The organism is Deltaproteobacteria bacterium HGW-Deltaproteobacteria-6 (assembly GCA_002840435.1).
Classification (GTDB): Bacteria; Desulfobacterota; Syntrophia; order Syntrophales; family Smithellaceae; genus UBA8904.
On record PHAT01000007.1, the window covers coordinates 46,404 to 64,368 of the forward strand.

At 49.8% G+C, this 17,965-nt stretch carries 18 protein-coding genes; 17 read left to right on the top strand and 1 reads right to left on the bottom strand.

Annotated features, from left to right (window positions below):
• Window positions 1–20 precede the first annotated feature (20 nt).
• The 10 genes from CVU71_15725 to CVU71_15770 all read left to right on the top strand — a co-directional run bounded on the left by CVU71_15725 (window position 21) and on the right by CVU71_15770 (window position 9,710).
• Window positions 21–719, top strand: a complete 699-nt coding sequence (locus CVU71_15725) for a DNA-binding response regulator (protein PKN17517.1) — start codon at window positions 21–23, stop codon at window positions 717–719.
• Between the two features lie 393 nt (window positions 720–1,112).
• Window positions 1,113–1,688: a hypothetical protein gene (locus tag CVU71_15730; protein PKN17518.1), complete on the top strand. Its 576-nt coding sequence runs from the start codon at window positions 1,113–1,115 to the stop codon at window positions 1,686–1,688.
• A gap of 74 nt (window positions 1,689–1,762) precedes the next feature.
• Window positions 1,763–2,764 (top strand): anion permease, encoded by a 1,002-nt coding sequence (locus CVU71_15735; GenBank protein PKN17519.1) that lies wholly within the window; start codon window positions 1,763–1,765, stop codon window positions 2,762–2,764.
• Window positions 2,765–2,875: 111 nt separating this feature from the next.
• Complete coding sequence (locus CVU71_15740; GenBank protein PKN17520.1) at window positions 2,876–3,721, top strand: phosphate ABC transporter substrate-binding protein; 846 nt, start codon at window positions 2,876–2,878, stop codon at window positions 3,719–3,721.
• Between the two features lie 137 nt (window positions 3,722–3,858).
• Window positions 3,859–4,746, top strand: a complete 888-nt coding sequence (gene pstC, locus CVU71_15745; protein ID PKN17521.1) for a phosphate ABC transporter permease subunit PstC — start codon at window positions 3,859–3,861, stop codon at window positions 4,744–4,746.
• Between the two features lie 10 nt (window positions 4,747–4,756).
• On the top strand, window positions 4,757–5,635 hold the full coding sequence (pstA, locus tag CVU71_15750; protein ID PKN17522.1) for a phosphate ABC transporter, permease protein PstA: 879 nt from the start codon (window positions 4,757–4,759) through the stop codon (window positions 5,633–5,635).
• A 1-nt stretch (window position 5,636) separates the two neighbouring features.
• Window positions 5,637–6,395, top strand: coding sequence for a phosphate ABC transporter ATP-binding protein (pstB, locus tag CVU71_15755; GenBank protein PKN17523.1), 759 nt, complete (start codon window positions 5,637–5,639; stop codon window positions 6,393–6,395).
• Window positions 6,396–6,416: 21 nt separating this feature from the next.
• Window positions 6,417–7,103, top strand: coding sequence for a phosphate transport system regulatory protein PhoU (gene phoU, locus CVU71_15760; protein PKN17597.1), 687 nt, complete (start codon window positions 6,417–6,419; stop codon window positions 7,101–7,103).
• Between the two features lie 9 nt (window positions 7,104–7,112).
• Window positions 7,113–8,858, top strand: coding sequence for a hypothetical protein (locus CVU71_15765; protein PKN17524.1), 1,746 nt, complete (start codon window positions 7,113–7,115; stop codon window positions 8,856–8,858).
• Between the two features lie 27 nt (window positions 8,859–8,885).
• Window positions 8,886–9,710: a hypothetical protein gene (locus CVU71_15770; GenBank protein ID PKN17525.1), complete on the top strand. Its 825-nt coding sequence runs from the start codon at window positions 8,886–8,888 to the stop codon at window positions 9,708–9,710.
• Window positions 9,711–9,794: 84 nt separating this feature from the next.
• On the opposite strand, the gene CVU71_15775 is transcribed toward CVU71_15770, so the two are convergent.
• Entirely contained in the window at window positions 9,795–10,445 is a 651-nt protein-coding gene (locus CVU71_15775) for a hypothetical protein (GenBank protein ID PKN17526.1), read from the bottom strand.
• A gap of 298 nt (window positions 10,446–10,743) precedes the next feature.
• Here CVU71_15775 and CVU71_15780 point away from each other — a divergent pair, with 298 nt between their 5' ends.
• The 7 genes from CVU71_15780 to CVU71_15810 all read left to right on the top strand — a co-directional run bounded on the left by CVU71_15780 (window position 10,744) and on the right by CVU71_15810 (window position 17,625).
• A complete protein-coding gene (locus CVU71_15780; GenBank protein PKN17527.1) occupies window positions 10,744–11,616 on the top strand; it encodes a branched-chain amino acid ABC transporter permease in 873 nt (290 codons plus the stop codon).
• A gap of 2 nt (window positions 11,617–11,618) precedes the next feature.
• Window positions 11,619–12,605 (top strand): branched-chain amino acid ABC transporter permease, encoded by a 987-nt coding sequence (locus CVU71_15785; GenBank protein ID PKN17528.1) that lies wholly within the window; start codon window positions 11,619–11,621, stop codon window positions 12,603–12,605.
• Window positions 12,602–13,348: an ABC transporter ATP-binding protein gene (locus CVU71_15790; protein PKN17529.1), complete on the top strand. Its 747-nt coding sequence runs from the start codon at window positions 12,602–12,604 to the stop codon at window positions 13,346–13,348. The genes CVU71_15785 and CVU71_15790 overlap by 4 nt, the downstream gene beginning before the upstream one ends.
• Window positions 13,349–13,394: 46 nt before the next feature.
• Window positions 13,395–14,111, top strand: a complete 717-nt coding sequence (locus tag CVU71_15795; GenBank protein PKN17530.1) for an ABC transporter ATP-binding protein — start codon at window positions 13,395–13,397, stop codon at window positions 14,109–14,111.
• Window positions 14,112–14,150: 39 nt separating this feature from the next.
• Window positions 14,151–15,197 carry a hypothetical protein gene (locus CVU71_15800; protein ID PKN17531.1) on the top strand — a complete coding sequence of 349 codons (1,047 nt, stop codon included), beginning with the start codon at window positions 14,151–14,153 and terminating at the stop codon, window positions 15,195–15,197.
• The gene (locus tag CVU71_15805; GenBank protein ID PKN17532.1) at window positions 15,190–16,002 is read left to right on the top strand and encodes a glutaconate CoA-transferase; all 813 of its coding nucleotides are present in this window, start codon (window positions 15,190–15,192) and stop codon (window positions 16,000–16,002) included. Before CVU71_15800 ends, CVU71_15805 begins: the two co-directional genes overlap by 8 nt.
• Window positions 16,003–16,146: 144 nt before the next feature.
• Window positions 16,147–17,625, top strand: coding sequence for a branched-chain amino acid ABC transporter substrate-binding protein (locus CVU71_15810; GenBank protein ID PKN17533.1), 1,479 nt, complete (start codon window positions 16,147–16,149; stop codon window positions 17,623–17,625).
• The last annotated feature ends 340 nt before the right edge of the window (window positions 17,626–17,965 follow it).

Consider the following 17,965-nt stretch of genomic DNA (forward strand, 5'->3'; position numbering starts at 1 on the left):
CCATAAAGTGAATTGCAAGTATGGCTAAAATACTAATTGTGGATGATGAGCAGGATATCGCTGATCTGATATCCTATAACCTGGAAAAGGAAGGATATACCGCGATCAAAGCCTACGACGGTGGCGACGTTCTTAAAACCGTTAAAACTCAAAAACCCGATCTGATCATTCTGGACTTGATGCTTCCCCGTATGAACGGTCTGGACATCTGTCGGGCCATTCGCGCCAATCCGGAAACTGCGCAGCTGCCCATTATCATGCTTACGGCAAAGTCCGATGAGGTCGATAAGATCATCGGCCTGGAAATCGGCGCGGATGATTACATGACCAAGCCCTTTAGTGTGAAAGAGCTCATTGCGAGAGTAAGAACAATTCTGAGGCGCATCCAGGAAGGGAAGAAACCGGCCATCAGGGAGACCTTTGAATTTGACGGGCTGGCCATTAATTATGTATCCTGCGCAGTGTCTGTGGGCGGCAGACCGGTCATGTTAAGCCCCACGGAACTTAAACTTCTTTTTTTCCTGTCGCGCAACCCCGGACGGGTATATTCGAGGGATCAAATTCTGGATCATGTCTGGGGAGATGACACGTTTATCACTGACCGCGCCGTCGATGTGCATATCCGTAGATTGCGCAGTCAGATTGAGAAAGATATGGACCATCCCCGTTATATTATGACCATTCGCGGATTTGGTTATAAATTTACCGATCTGCAGTAAATTGTCCGTTACAGGCAGAAGCGCCTATCCGTTTCCTTATGTTGTATCTGTATCTTCACTTGAATGTCATCAAACTGTAACATTTTCCCTGTAACTGAGAATTAAAAAAACGGGTGAGAATTTCGTCATTCTGAAATAACGGTTTTCAAGGGATGTGTTTGATTGGTATTGAACCCGGTCATACGCATTGTGATATGAGAAATTTATTCATATGATAAGGTGATTATTATGAAAGAGCCGCATAGCACATTTCAGGACATATCCGTGAGAAGGCGAGTCATTATCTCTTTGAGTATACTCGTGGTGTTGATTATTGTTATCGGATTATATGGGCTTGTCGCTATTATAGAATCAAACCAGCGTCTTCATAAAAGCGTCCTTGAGGGGCAAGCTATGGCCAATGCCATTGATACGGCGCGTCTTTCTCAGGTTCATTTCAAAAAGCAGGTTCAGGAGTGGAAGAATATTCTCCTGCGCGGGAACGATAAGAATCTATTTGATAACCATTTAAAAGCCTTTAACGAGGAAGATCGAAAAGTAAACGAATGCCTTGCATCACTGTCCCAAATGACATCGGGCGCACAGATGTCCGTCCCTCAGATTGCCGCTGCAATAAAAGTTCATGAAGCATTGGGTCATCAGTATCGGGGAGCCCTTAAGAAATACAAACAGCCTGATCTCAAACGTGCCGTGCTGGTCGATAAAAGCGTGCGGGGTATAGATCGGGCACTGACAGATGAGATAGACGCCATGGTGGAGGTTATTAAAAATCTGGCTGAAAAAAGGCTGAAGGAAACGGAATTGATGGCAAAAACACAAATGGAAGCCTATAAGGTCTTATCCTTCTTTATCCTATTTCTTATGATTGCCGGGGTGTTTTTCAGCATCTATAATGTCAGATCCATTATCAAGGATCTGCCCCCGCAAGAAAATAAAAGCATCAATAAGACCGATGCACTGGAAAGATAATCCTGTGTGGATTGAAGCAGTAATTAATGGTTGTGAAGATATATCCAATATTACAGAAAGGATGATCCTGAAACATGCTTGAGTCTATGGCATTTGTTTTTGTTCTGGTGGCCATTGCGCTGGTTTTTGATTTTCTCAACGGATTTCATGACTCCGCCAATTCCATATCCACCGTTGTTTCCACGCGCGTTCTTTCACCCAAGCACGCTGTCATGTGGGCGGCCTTTTTTAATTTTGCCGCCGTGTTTTTTGTCGGTACCGAAGTCGCTCATACGGTTGGCAAGGGCATCATTCATCTGGACATTGTCGATAATCTGGTTATTTTGTCTGCTTTAGGCGGCGCGATCATCTGGAATATAGCAACCTGGTATTATGGCTTACCCAGCAGTTCCTCACATGCGCTGATCGGTGGTCTGATCGGGGCAGCCGTCTCCAAAGCCGGCACCGGCACACTGGTCTGGTCCGGCATTACCAAAACAACAATATTTATTATTGTTTCCCCTGCTATCGGTATGGCGCTGGGGTTTGCATTTATGATTCTGGCCATGAACCTGAGCCGGAATTCCAATATAGCCAAATCGGATAAAGTTTATCGGAAACTCCAACTATTATCCGCGGCGGTTTATTCATTAGCGCACGGTATGAACGATGCGCAAAAAACAATGGGGATTATTGCCATGGCGCTTTTCAGCAAAGGATTGCTGGGCAATACCTTTCATATCCCTGTTTGGGTCATTATCACCTGCTATACGATGATTTCTTTGGGCACCATGTTCGGCGGGTGGCGCATCGTAAAAACGATGGGAACCAAGATCACCAAACTCCAGCCCATCGGCGGTTTTAGCGCCGAAACGGCTGCGGCCTGTTCAATCATCGGCGCGACTGTGGCAGGAATTCCCGTCAGCACGACGCACACGATTACCGGCGCCATCGTTGGCGTAGGCTCCACCAGAAGACTTTCCGCCGTGCGCTGGGGTGTTGCAGGAAACATTATCTGGGCCTGGATTTTAACCATACCCATTTCCGCCATAATTTCCGCCTGCATTTATCTTGCCGTAAATTACTTTGCCCGTTAAGCGATTATGGTTAATGGTTATTTGACGCTGTTATTTGAAATTCATCGATTTGTCATGATGCTGTAACATTTTATCAGTATATTGCTCCAAAATAAAATTGAGGAGGATGAAATGTTCAATATTGTCAGGAAAGCGGCCTTAGGGCTTCTAATGTTATGTTTCACGGCGGGGGCGTCCCTGGCTGCTGAATCCATTGTGATCAAAGGATCAACTACGGTCTTGCCGGTGGCGCAGGGCACTCTGGAAGCTTATATGAAGGCGAACCCCGGAGTACAGATTTCTCTTTCCGGCGGAGGGTCCGGCGAAGGCATCAAGGCATTGATCGACAAGACAACGGACATCGCCACATCATCCCGTGAAATCAAGACGAAAGAAATTGAGCTGTCCAAAGCCAAAGGGATCAATCCGGTTGCGCATGTAGTGGCTTACGATGCGATTATTCCAGTCGTTCATCCGAAAAACAAAGTCACGAATTTATCCATCGACCAGTTGAGCCAGATCTATCAGGGGAAAATTACCAACTGGAAAGAAGTGGGCGGTGACGATTTGAAGATCGTGGTGATTTCCCGTGATTCTTCTTCCGGCACCTTTGAATCCTGGGACCATTTTATCATGAAAAAAGCAAAGGTGACGCCGAGAGCTCAGATGCTGGCGTCCAACGGCGCTCTGGTGACGGCGGTGGCGAAAAACAGGTATGCGATTGCCTATGTGGGTATTGGTTATATCAATAAAAGCTTAAAGCCACTGCAAGTTAACGGTATCAAAGCAACCATTGCGGCTGCCATGTCCAAAGAATATCCTTTGTCTCGAGAGCTTTACATGTATACCAACGGGGAGCCCCGGGGGCAGATGGCGAAATATATTTCTTTTGTCAAATCGGCAGAAGGCCAGAAAATAGTGGTTAAAGAAGGCTTTGTTCCACTGATGGATGTGAAAAAAGCCGTTAAAAAGAAATAATGTATTCATACAGATTGGCTGTGACGTGATAGAACGATTGCTCATGGCGAATCTGTTTTGATCATCACTAAAATGAATAGAGTAATCTGCGGCAGCCGGGATGCGGGGTGCCGGCCGCAACATGGAAAGACTGGTGCATGACTCGTCAAACAAAAGAAATTATCATTAAATACGTTTTTCTGCTTTTTGCCCTGGTTTCGGTGATTGTTCTGGGGCTGATTGTCTTTTCTCTATTCCGGGAAGGTCTGCCGATTTTCGGTAAGGTATCCGTTAAAGATTTTCTTTTCGGGATGGAATGGTATCCCACGTACGATCCGCCATCCTTCGGTATCTTGCCGCTGATTGTCGGTTCGTTGATCGTTACCCTTATTGCCACGGCTATTGCCGTGCCGTTGGGGGTGCTGGCGGCTATCTACATTTCGGAAATCGCGCCTCAGGCGGTCAGAGAAATTCTCAAATCCGTCATTGAATTGCTGGCTGGATTGCCCTCTGTTGTGCTCGGGTTTTTCGGCATGGTGATTGTCGCGCCCTGGCTGCAGGAAACATTTGATCTGCCTACCGGCCTCAATATCATCAATGCGTCGATGATTCTGGCTCTTATGGCGATTCCCACCATCTCCAGTATTTCAGAGGATGCTCTTTATGCCGTACCCCGCGAATTCAAGGAAGCCTCCTACGCGCTGGGGGCTACAAAATTTGAAACGATTGTTCAGGTGATCGTCCCGGCGGCGTTGTCCGGCATTTCCACGGCGGTCATGCTGGGGATGGCGAGAGCTATCGGTGAGACCATGGTTGTTTTGATGGTGGCCGGGGGCGCAGCCGCTATTCCGGAGAGTCTGTTTGATTCGGTTCGCCCGATGCCCGCGAGTATTGCAGCCGAAATGGGCGAGACACCCTTCCGCAGTCCGCATTATCAGGCACTTTTTGCCATCGGCATTGTCTTGTTTTGTCTGACGCTGGCTTTTAATTTAATTGCCGATTACGTGTCTCACAAATTCCGTCAGACGGGTTCCGCAACGCTTTAAGGGAAAGCAGATGAAGCCGATAAACTACAAGTCCATGAAGTGGCGCTATTTTAAGCAGAACGTATTTTTTACGCTGGTGCGGGCTTCGGCGTTGATCATTACATTGGCTCTGGGCGGGCTGGTTTTATACATTATCGTCAACGGCATCTCTTCGATCAGCTGGGAATTCATTACAAAGCCTCCGACTGATTCGATGACGAAAGGCGGTATCATGCCCGCTATTCTGGGGACGCTATATCTGACGGTGGGCGCGATTGCCATCGGTCTCCCGTTGGGAATAGCTTCGGCGATCTATCTGACGGAATATGCAAGGCAGGGGAAAATTGTCCGTTTCATCAAAGTCGGCATCAACTGTCTGGCCGGGGTTCCATCGGTGGTGTTTGGATTGTTTGGCCTGGGTTTCTTTGTTATTTTTCTGAATTTCGGATCGAGTATTCTGGCCGGATCAATGACACTGGGTTTTCTGATTCTGCCGACCATCATCGGCGCGTCGGAAGAAGCCCTGAAATCCGTGCCGCAGACTTTTCGTGAAGCATCACTGTCTTTGGGGGTTTCCAAATGGCAGACCACTTACCGGATTGTTTTGCCCAATGCCATGCCGGGTATTTTAACCGGATCCATATTGGGAATAGGCCGCGCCGCCGGCGAAACAGCGCCGATCATGTTCACCGCCGCCGCCTATTTTACCGCCAAGCTGCCCGGTTCGGTTTTTGACGAAGTCATGGCTCTGCCGTATCATATTTACGTGCTGGCCACCGCCGGAACCAACATTGAAGCGACCCGTCCCATTCAATTCGGCACCGTGCTGGTTCTGGTGGGGGTGGTTTTAGGCATTGACCTGATTGCAATTGTGATTCGCGGATATATGAGAAGAAATAAAAGGTGGTAAAATGGATTCCAATGCTATTATTAAATTAAATAAAGTGAATTTTTATTACGGTCCCTGCCGGGCGCTCACGGATATATCGATGACGTTTGGAAAAAATAAAGTGACCGCCCTCATCGGACCTTCGGGATGCGGCAAATCGACATTGCTGAGGCTCTTGAACCGGATGAACGATTTGATTGACGGGACAAGGGTGGAAGGGGACATTCTCTTTGAAGAGAAAAATATTTATGCGCCAGATGTCGATCCGGTGGAAATCCGCCGCAAGATTGGCATGGTCTTTCAAAAACCCAATCCCTTTCCAAAAACGATTTACAATAATATTGCCTATGGCCCCAAACTGACCGGAGTCAAGGCGGGTGACCTGGACGGTCTGGTGGAACAGAGTCTGAAACAGGCCGTTTTGTGGGATGAGGTCAAAGATCTCTTGAATAAATCGGCGATGAATCTTTCCGGCGGTCAGCAGCAGCGGCTTTGCATCGCGCGCGCGCTGGCGATGAAACCGGATATCCTGTTAATGGATGAACCGACTTCGGCGCTTGATCCTATTTCCACCGCCAAGATCGAAGAATTAATCGAAGAGCTGAAAAAAGACTATACAATCATCATTGTTACCCATAATATGCAGCAGGCGGCCCGTATCTCCGATGAAACGGCCTTCTTTTACATTGGAAACCTGGTCGAATATAATAAGACGGAGAAAATATTCACCAAACCCGACATCAAACAGACGGAAGATTACATAACGGGAAGATTCGGTTGAAAATCAATTGGAGAAATGACCATGGCTGAAAAAAAACACACCAGTTTACACTATGAAAAAGAATTGCAGGAAATCAAGGATGGCCTGATCTACCAGGGAGCCCTGACCGAAAAAGCGATTCAGCTGGCGATGAAATCTCTGTCTGAAAGAAATTCGGACATCGCGAAGAAAGTTATCGAGGATGATGATGAAATTGACAAACTGGATACGGATCTCGAAGAACGCTGCATCAAGATACTGGCGCTCAGACAGCCGACGGCGATTGATTTAAGGTTTATCACCACGGCGATCAAGATTACCGGCCATCTGGAAAGAATCGGCGATATGGCCGTGAACATTGCCGAGAAGGTTCTTCAGTTAAATGAGGAGCCGCAGCTCAAACCTTACATTGATTTACCCCGGATGACTGATCTGGTCAGCGGAATGATCAAGGATTCCCTGGATAGTTTTATTCGCAACGATCTGGCGCTGGCCGAAAAAGTCCAGCGCACAGAACAGGTGGTTGATGACTTAAATGAGCAGATATTTCGTGAGCTGTTGACGTTTATGATGGAGGATTCCAAATCGATTCGCCGATCCCTGATGATCATGCAGATTTCTAAAAATATGGAGCGAATCGCCGATCATGCCAAGGGCATTGCCGATATGGTGACGTACATGGTGACGGGGCTTTGTGTCCGTCATCAGACCTGTGCTGCAAATGAATAAGGAGCCGGCGTGAAGCGCAATCTTTTTTTAAAAATATTTTTCTCCTACCTGATTATCATCTTCTGCTCGTTTCTCGTTTTGAATTTTTTTATCAGGGATGAGATTCGGAAAGTGATGACCGGCAAGATCGAGGGAGAGCTTCTGACCTATGCCGAACTGATTGATTTAAGCTCGACCAGAGAGATGGCTGATCAGTTGCGGCTGATTGCGAACATATCCGGTTCGCGGGTGACGCTGGTGGACGCCCGGGGCAAGGTCTTTGCCGATTCGGAAAAAGACATTGCCCAACTGGAAAATCACTTCAACCGTCCGGAAATACAGGAAGCAAGACTGCGGGGCAAGGGCAAGTCCAGCCGCTTCAGCCAGTCACTGGGTGTGGATATGCTTTATGTCGCCGTACCCATTAAATCAAAAGCGCAGGTTGTAGGCTATGTCAGGCTGGCGCGTCCGCTTCATGATGTCCAGTCTCTTGTCGAAAAAGTTTATCAAAAAGTATTGCTGGCCATCTGCATCGTGGCAATTATTTCTTTGCTGGTTGCGCTTTTCATTTCTTATAAACTGGCCGAGCCTATCCGGCTGATGGAAAGGTTTACCGAGGGGCTTCGTCGCGGAGAGCCGCAGGGCAGCATTATTTTGCAGACCTCAGATGAAACAAAAAACCTGGCGGATAACATCAACTATCTGGTGGATGAGTTGCAAAGCAAAATCCGTCTGGCCAATGAAGAAAAAAGCAAATTGATGACCGCCCTGACCAGCATCAACGAAGGGGTTCTGATTCTGAACACTGATGAAACCATCGAGTTTGTCAGCCCGTCGCTTGGCAATATGCTGGTTGAACCATACGGCGACATCAGCGGCAAGACATTGATGGAAGCCTTTCGCAACGTGGAATTACAGAAAACGTTTGACCGGTTCAAACAATCACGCGATACGGTATCCAGTGAGATCACGCTGGGAAACATTGATCCGGTGATCCTGCGCGTCAGCATCTCGGAAATTCATGGCTATCCCGGGGAAGAAAAAGAAATGATTGTTTTTCACGATGTCACCCGGCTCAAGAAACTAGAAAGGATTCGGACGGACTTTGTCGCCAACGTGACTCATGAAATCCGGACACCGCTTACGGCGATCATCGGCTATCTGGAAACGCTCCAGGCCGGCGCCATTGATAATGCTGAAGACGCCAGGCGGTTTGTTGATATCATGCTCAAGCAGGCGCAGAGGCTGAATCGCCTGGTGGAAGATCTGATGACCTTGTCGAAGATCGAACTGGGTGAGGTAAAATTTCTCTTCGAAGATGTATATTTCCCGGATATCATCAGCAGTGTCATACCGGTTCTGGAAGCCAAAGCGGCGATAAAGAAAATTCTCATTCAAAATCATGTGCCTGAAGAAATACCCCGGATAAAAGGAGACCCGGACCGGCTCAGTCAGATCTTTGTCAATGTGCTGGATAACGCCGTAAAGTTTACCCCCGAGGGCGGCAGTATCACGGTTGGCGCAGAAGAAAAAGCCGGGAATGTTATTGTGACGATTGCTGATACGGGGGCGGGTATTCCCCGGGAAGAAATTCAACGCCTGGGTGAACGGTTTTACCGTTTGGATAAAACGCGTTCGCGTAAACTGGGTGGTACGGGATTGGGGCTTTCAATTGTCAAACACCTGATGCTTGCGCACGGTGGAAAGATGGAAATCGAAAGCCAGCTGGGTCGCGGCACAACAGTTTCTTTATTTTTTCCGATTCAGGAGCTATAATCTTTTCAGAAGATCAGAGAGGCAGAGATGGAAAGCCGAATAGCCAAAGCTGTACAACTTCAATATCAGCCGGTGGCGCTTTTATGGTCTGATGAAATACCTGAAGGCGCAATGCAGTTTTCCCCGGGCAAATGGGGCTGTGTAATGTGGCTGGTCGTACATGCCGCCAAGGGCAAACCCGCCGTGGCCGATAAACAAACATTCGGATGCTTCGGCGGCGGCGTGGGCCTGGGGTTTGGCAATCAATATAAAAATTTCCCCGGCGGCGAAGAAGGGTTTTGCCACTTTTTGTCATCGGGAAATGCCGATCGTCCGGGCGGAGCCGAACTTGCCGAACAAATCAAGCCTTTCATGACCAAAGAAAGCCATGATCATTTTTTGCATGGCGAGCGTTACATCAAAAGCCCGGCGCTGGTTTCCAGGTTTATTCAGGCGTTGCCGATTATGGATATTCCGGAAAGATTTGTGGTGTTCAAACCACTGGCGGCCGTTGATCTCCTGAAAGAGAAACCCCAGACAATCATTTTCTTTGTCAATCCCGATCAACTTTCCGCACTGGTTGTGCTGGCCAATTATGGCCGAGGCGACAACGAAAACGTGGTGATTCCTTATGCAGCCGGGTGCCAGACCATCGGCATCTATCCTTATCGGGAAGCCGGATCGGCCAGGCCACGCGCTGTTGTGGGCTTAACTGATCTTTCCGCCCGGGTCTATGTCAGCAAACAATTGGGTAGCTCCAACTTCATGACGTTTGCCTCGCCGTTCGCCCTTTTTGAAGAAATGGAACAAAATGTTCCCGGCTCTTTTCTGGAACGGCATGTCTGGCAGACTCTGGTATCCGGTGATCGTTGACGCTCTGTGTGTTTTTCTTACAGCTGCTGAAGATGCAGAGGAGATCAGAAAACTCCGGGTGAATCTCTTCCGGCCGCGGTATTCTCAGGCCAGTATGTTTTTGATAATGTAATCTTCCAGAAGTTTGTTGACTTTTATTTCAGAATATTTCCCCTTGAAGGTCCAGCCGCGAAGCGCCGGTATGACCAGCTGATAAAAGACCATGCTGGCGGCAAAGAAAGGATCCTGAGCTTTGAATACTTTCCGCTCAATGCCGCGGCGGATGATTTTTTCCAGTACCCGGATCTCTGACAATTCCTTCTGCATGGCCTGCTTCAGGTTTTTCTTCGGCAGAAGACCGGATTCTCTGTACATCAGGATGATTTCGTCGTGAAATTCTCTGACGTTCTGCAGGCTGCCATGAATAAATGATTGCAGTTCCCTGTGCGGATCATCTGTTTCTTTATATTTGCCGACGATTGCGGAATCCTCAATATGGCGGTGATAGACATCGAATACCAGGCAGAGAATGTCTTCCTTCTTCGAAATATAATCGTAAAGATTGCCCATGGCCATGCCGGTGGCCTTGGAAATCTCCCGGATGGTGGTTTGCGGATAACCTTTTTTAATAAATAATCTGGCGGCTTTCTTCGCGATCAACTGGTGCTTTTCTCTGACCCGATCGGAATTCTTAATTCGACTGGTTACGGATTCACTGATTTTTCTCTGGTCTGTTTTTTTGTTTTGTTTGTCCATCAGTTCCTTCTTTGCTTATGTTACGCAGCATACAACTATCGGGTCATCAATGGCGATGCCGCGTGCAATCTTTAACGTATTGTGATGAAGCCTTATATCATCAATCGATTCCGAAATAAAGAAAAAATAGGCTTGCGTCCGGAATAAAATCATGATAGGCGATCAAAAAAAGCGAGCGATCGTTCTTTTTTTGCCGGAGGACAGACGTTTGTTTTAAAACTGTAGCGATGGAAAGTTTCTGAAATGTCCGGGGGGCTGAGTAACCAAAACCATGGGTATCAAACAGAGGGGATAATTTATGGATCCAACCGTATCAATGTACATATCTCAGGGGATACACGGGATAGCGTACGGGATGATTTTGTTTCTGATTGCGTCGGGGTTGAACATCATCTTCGGGATGATGGGGATATTAAACATGGCCCACGCCGTGTTTTTCATGCTGACGGGCTATTTCTGCTACCAGGTGGTCGGGATCACCGGGAGCTTCTGGCTGGGGCTTTTGATTGCGCCGGTTCTTACCGCGGGCCTGGGGGTTTTGATGGAGCGGCTGTTTTTGCGTCGGGCCCACAAGGTAGGACACTTCGGCGAATTGATCCTGACCATGGGCATCGGGTCGGTGATTGTTGCGGCAATCAAGAAGATCTGGGGAACGGAGAGCCTTCCGCTGCGCGTGCCGGACATTTTGCAGGGGATGGTGGACATCGGCGGCATGGCCTATCCGGTGTATCGGCTGTTTGTGATCGGGCTGGCGCTGGTGGTTTTGATTTTCATGATGCTGCTTTTGTACCGGACCCGCCTGGGGAAGATCGTGCGCGCGGCGGTATCGGACCGCGATATGGTGAATGCCCTGGGGATCAATATCAATCTGGTTTTCATGTTTGTCTTCGGTGTGGGGACGTGGATGGCGGGGCTGGCCGGCGTGGCGATTGCGCCGATCCTGACGGTGTTTCCGGGCCTGGCGGATCAGGTGGGCATGGACGCGTTTATCGTGGTCGTGACAGGCGGATTTGGAAGTTTAGCCGGGGCGTTTATCGTGTCGATCATTTTCGGGCTCCTGAGTTCCTACGGGGTCCAGTTTGTTTCGCAGTTTGCGCCGGTTCTGATGGTGATTTTCATGGCGATAGTCCTGGCGTTTCGCCCTAACGGGTTATTTGGAGTGAAGGATTGAACATGATGAATAAGAAAACAAACATTATTTTATGGCTGGCGCTGATCATTATCCTCGTCTTCTTACCCAGACTGTCCGGCATCTACTACATGAATACGGTGGTGACCTTCGCGATCTTCTCCGCGTATGCCGTGTCGCTGAATATGCTGATGGGCTATACGGGGCTTCTGAGTTTCGGGCATGCCATGTATTTTGGATTCGGCGGCTACGGCACGGCGCTGGCATTGAAGCATATCGCGGGAATCAGCCTGTTTCCGGCCATCGGGATCGGCGTATTGGCGGCGATGGCGTTGGCTCTGGTGTTGAGCCCGCTGGTGGTTCGCGTAAGCGGAACGGCCTTTGCGATGCTGCATCTGGCCTTTGGTCAATTGATGTATGTTCTGGCGCTCAAGCTGCATACGATTACGGGCGGCGAGGATGGCCTCGGGAACTTTCCGATGCCGGGGATCTTTACCGAGAGCCTGAAGAGCTCTCCTGAACAGATGTATTACCTGGTGATGGTCGTTCTGGGTTTATGCATCTGGCTGATGTGGTTTTTGACCAAGACGCCGTTTGGCGAGATTCAGGTGGGCATCCGGGATAATGCCAAAAGGATCGATTACCTCGGATACAAAGTGCCCCAGTCCAAGGCGGTGATTTATACGCTTTCAGCGGCCTTCGCCGGCGTGGCCGGTTCTCTTTACGGGTTGTTCCATAACCTGGTTTCGGCGGACGGATCGCTGGGGATCGGGATGTCCTTTGCGCCGATCGTCTCGATCATGATCGGAGGCGTCGGGAGCTTTTTCGGCCCCATCATGGGCGTGGCAATTTTCCAACTGGTTGACGAGCTGATCCTGCGCTACACGGAAAGCACGGAACTGGTGATGGGCTTGATTTTGATTCTGGTGGTCATGTTCATGCCGATGGGCTTTATGGGACTGATCAAAATACTGATCTTCAAGGTGAAGACCCGGCTGGCCGGAAAAGCTGAAATGGAGAAGGCATCATGAATATACTAGAGACCAGAGATTTACAGCATAGTTTCGGCGGACTGAAGGTGTTGTTCGGCGTCGATCTCCAGATTAAGGAAGGCGAACGCCACGCGGTCATCGGGCCCAACGGCGCGGGAAAGACCACATTGTTTAATACGATCACGGGAACCTACCACCCGACGAAAGGGAAAGTGCTTTTCAAGGGAAAGGACATCACGGGTTTCCCGCCGCACAAACTGGCGCGGATCGGGATGGGGCGTTCTTTCCAGATCACCAGCACGTTTACAAACCTGACAGCCTTTCAGAATATCCGGCTGGCGATCTTGTCGAAAGACGGGGTTCGTTTTAATCTGTTTCGCAGGGTCAATAAGATGGATAAAGTGACCGGGGAAACGGAAGCGATGCTCAAGCGGATCAATTTATTTGAGGATCGTAACACACCGGCTGGCGCCTTGTCGTACGGAAAATCGCGGGCTCTGGAGATCAGCATGGCTTTGGCGACGGACCCGGAGCTGGTCTTGCTCGACGAGTTTGCTGCGGGGATGTCCAGGGAAGAGACGCAGGATGCGGTGGCCCTGATCCGGAAGCTGACGGAAGGAAAGACCGTTGTCATCATCGAGCACGATATGGATGTGGTGTTTAACCTGGCGGACCGGATCACCGTTTTGCATTACGGGAAGATATTGGCTACAGGGAAGCCTGATGAAATACGCAGCAATCAGGATGTGAAGGATGCCTATTTGGGCGATCTGGAAGTATAAAATAACGCGATTCCGCCAATCTGCTGAAACGATGAGGTGAACACATATGTTACTGGAAGTAAAAGATTTAAATACCCACTATGGCCCCAGCCATGTTTTGCAGGGGATTAACCTGGAGATTGCTGAAGGAGAGCTGGTGGCGCTTCTGGGCCGCAACGGCATGGGCAAGAGCACCACGCTCAAAAGCATTATGGGAATGGTGAAACCGACCTCCGGCTCCGTGAAGTTCGAGGGGAAGGAGATTGCCGGTTTACCGCCTTACAAGGTAGCCCGTGCCGGAATCGGCTACGTTCCCGAGGAAAGAAGAATTTTTCCGGAGCTGACGGTTTTGGACAACCTGTTATTGGGGATCAAAGGCGGGAAGATCAGAGATCCGAAAGATCCGAATGTCTGGACAGTGGAGCGAATATTTCATCACTTCCCGAAATTAAAGGAGCGGACAAATCAGGCCGGAGGGCAGTTGTCGGGAGGCGAACAGCAGATGCTGTCCATCGGACGCTCGCTCATGGGAAATCCGAAGCTGCTTTTGGTGGATGAACCGTCGGAAGGCCTGGCGCCGATCATGGTTCAGGAAGTCCGCAACGTTCTCGCGGAGATCAACAAAGCGGGGGTTTCGGTTTTGCTGGTGGAGCATAACCTGAAGGTGGCCCTGTCTCTGGCCAAGCGCGTTTACTTGATGTCCAAGGCCTGCATCGGCTGCCAGGTCAGCGCCGACGAAGTGAGAAACAACCACGAGGTCCGCGCCAAATACCTCGAGGCGTAGGATATATGCCGGGGAGCATTTTAATAAGAGGAGGCAGGCATGACTGTTGAAAACAGCAAGGTGATGAGCGCCCGTGAAGCAATCAGCAAATTTGTTCATGACGGCGATGAATTGGTGATCGGGAACTATACCGTCGGCAGTTGCGCCGAACTCGTTTATGAGGTTGTCCGCCAGGGGCGCAAAGGACTCACGATCTATTCGCAATCCGGTATTTTTGACGTGGAAGTGCTGGTCGGTGCAGGATGCGTGGATAAACTGGTCAGCACTTACGTGCTCAGAGCGGGAGGCAAGAAGGGCGGGTCGGCCGTAGAGCGGGCGATGAATGCGGGAACCCTCCAGGTAGAAGACTATACCAACTTTCAATACAATGCGCGGCTCATGGCCGGCATGCACGGTTTTTCCTATATCCAGGTGCTGGAAGGCGCCATCGTCACTGATATTTTCCGCAAACGCAGCTTCATGGGGGAGGATAAATTCCGGATCATCAAATGTCCCTACACGGGAAAGGACAAGTTGACCGTGCCGGCGGCCAATCCGGATGTCTGCATTGTTCATGTGCAGCGGGCGGACAAGTTCGGCAATGCCCAGTACTGGGGCGCTTTGGGCAGTGTTGCCGCGGCCGCCCTGGCGAGCAAACGGATTGTGGTTTCCTGTGAGGAAATCGTGGAACATGACGTGATTCGGTCAAGTCCTCATCTGACGATTATTCCCGCCTATCGCGTGGATGCGGTATGCGAAGTGCCCTGGGGGGCGAATCCCACGGAAGTTCTGGGATACTATAACATCGACCAGTTCATGTACGGTTTGTTTATGCTGATGGACGGGACGGCGGACGGATTGAAAGCCTGGATGGACGAATGGGTTTACGGCTGCGAGAACCGAGCCGCCTATATCGATCATTACGTCCAGAAATTCGGCAGTAAAAACCTCAACGGCATCCGTTGCAAACCGTACTACTCGGCGCCGGCCAATTACGGATCGGCTTTCACGACCCGCTGGGACGAGGAAGGGCGGGAACGGGCCATCGGGATGACCCTCGCGGAATTTGAACAGACGTTGAAGGAAAGGGGAAAACTCTATGAGTAAACCATATACGCTGCAGGAACTGCTCGTGATTGCGGTCGCCAAGGAAATTCATGATTATGAAAACGTCATTCTGGGCGTCGGGCTGCCCACGACGGCAGGCGCCCTGGCCAAGGCGCTGTATGCCCCGCACGCGACCCTGATGATGGAATCCGGCATCATAGATTTTGAACCGCTTCTGCCGCTCAATCACATTGCCGACGCCCATTCCTGCCGGGGCTTTTCTTATGCCACGGATTTGTTTTCCGCCTTTACCATGACCTACCGGGGATATGTTGATGTTTGTTTCCTGGGTGTCGGGCAGGTCGACAAGTATGGCAATCTGAACACGACAGCGATCGGTGACTATTACAAACCGACCATGAGGCTGCCGGGATCAGGAGGGGCTGCCGATTTTCTTTCTTATGCCAAGCGCACCGTCCTCACGATGCTGGGGGGTAACTTTGTGGAAAAACTGGATTACTTCACGTCGCCGGGTTATCTGGATGGAGGAGACAGCCGTGACCAATCGGGCCTCTTCCCCATCGGCTCGGGGCCGACGATGCTTCTCAGCACGAAGGGTGTTTTCCGGTTTGATCCCGTGACGAAAGAGATGTATCTGGCGCAGATTCATCCCCGGGTCACTGTGGAAGAGATAAAAAAAGAGGTGCCCTGGGATCTGAAAGTAGCCGATGACTTGAAGGAAAGTCCGCACCCGACGGATGAAGAGATTGATTTCATCAGATGTTTTGCGCCGGCCATGTCCGCCGGAAGGGAACTGGCCATGGAGTTGATGATCGCCAATTTAATGAAAAACAGTAAAGGATGATCCATGGAGGGATTACCGTTGTTGTCTTAAGCCGTCAGGGGAGCAGGATGGCGTCGGTGCAGGCTGCTGATACAAGAAGATATGAAATGTCGATGCCGGTGTGCTCCATATGTAAAAACTTTATAGAAAGAAAGGTAAATAAAAATGAAAAGGACAGGCAAGATTATTTTTATGGTTTTGATGAGTGTTCTCTTACTTGGCGTCTGGTCGATTTCCACGCCGTCGTGCGCCCTCGCCGCAAAAGACCAGAAAACATCAAAGGCCAAGACCGCCAAGTCACAGGCAGCTCCTGCGGCGAAAGCAGCTTTCGATGCAAGTAAGATGGGCAACATGAATGGCTGGGATCCCGCCAACTGGGTGAATCCGGAGGGCGACACTTTCCGGATGGCGATTGTATGGCCTCATTCGGGTCCCGGTGCGCTCAACGGTCAGATGGCCTGGCTGTGCGCCACTTTTGTTGCTTACGACATTAATAAGCGCGGCGGCATCATGGTGGACGGCAAAAAGAAAAAGATCGCTCTGTTCAAGGCTGATTCCCAATCCAAGCCGGATATCGCCAAGAAGATCTGCGAAAGAATGGTTTTGCAGGAAAAGGTTCATGTTCTGGTGGGAACGTCGGGCAGCAACATCATGAAGATTGCCAATGAAGTGGCCACCAAGTACAAAGTCATCTCCCTGAACATAGGGGCTTTGTCGGATGACCTTCAGGATGCAACCAATTTCTCCCGCTATGCCTTCATGACGTCCGATTCGACCGAAGCAGTGGGACGCGGCATGGCTTATTTCTATGGTCAGATCCGCAAGAAAGAAAAGAAATTTTACATTCTGTGTCAGGATTATTCTTTTGGCCGCGGCATGGCCGAAGGCTTTAAGAAAGGATTGAAAGAATACTATCCGGAAGCGCAGATTGTGGGTGAAGACTATCATAAACTTTTCCTGACGGATTTTGCTCCCTACCTGACAAAAATCAAATCCTCCGGCGCCGAAGTCATCTGGACCGCTGACTGGTCTCCCGATGCGGCCAACCTGCTCAAACAGTCCCGTCAAATGGGAATTAACATTCCCTTTGCCAACATCTTCCTGGACGAGCCGAACATGCTCGGAGAAGTCGGCATTGAAGGAAGCAAAGGCCTGATGAACATTAAACACTTTGAAATGGCCGGTCCGGCGTTTAAAAATCCGGGCATGAAGAAATACTACACGGTCTGGAGAAATGAGTGGAAAAAATTCACGGTGGCGCCTTTCAACAGCGCTACTTTTGAGTATCCCTGGGGAACATACGGTTTCTGGACGCAGCAAATGTACTGGTTCCTGAGCGTCGTGGAACGCGCCGGCAGCAGTGACGCGGAAAAGATCATCCCGGTCTTTGAAGGAGACTCTTACCAATTCGTGAGCGGACGGGTGTCCAAGATGCGCGCCTGCGATCACAAAGCCGTTCAGGGATTCCGTGTCTGTGAATTCGTGGAGCCGGCCAAGCAGAAGCAGTCGATGAATATGCCGCCTTATTACTGGGTGAAAAACAGTTCGTTGTGCGGGCCGTCCTGGGATATTCCGGCGGAAAAAGTTCTTCCTTTCATGGATCAGAATCTGGATCGCTGCAAGGGGAAGAGCGTCGCTGAGTAAGGATGGATTGAATTAGCCGTTGGGGTTAATTCCGTAACATGGCATGTAAAATGGGAGACTCTATCTTAAACAAGAGAGTCTCCCATTTTTTTGCGCAAATTTCCGTTGCTTCCTGCTTCGGATCGTTTCCTGGATCTTTTCACCCGGATGCCACGCCGGACAGCTTCAAAACGTGTGGATGATGACCGAAAAATTTCCTTTACTAAATTAAAGAAGTAGGTCATGAATTTTCCCCGCGTATGCTGGCGTGGGTGTCTGCAGATCGCCAAACAGGCATCCGTTGCAATATTATCGAGGCGGGCTCGTGACCAGTGATGGTTATCCGCATTTCGGGCCGTGC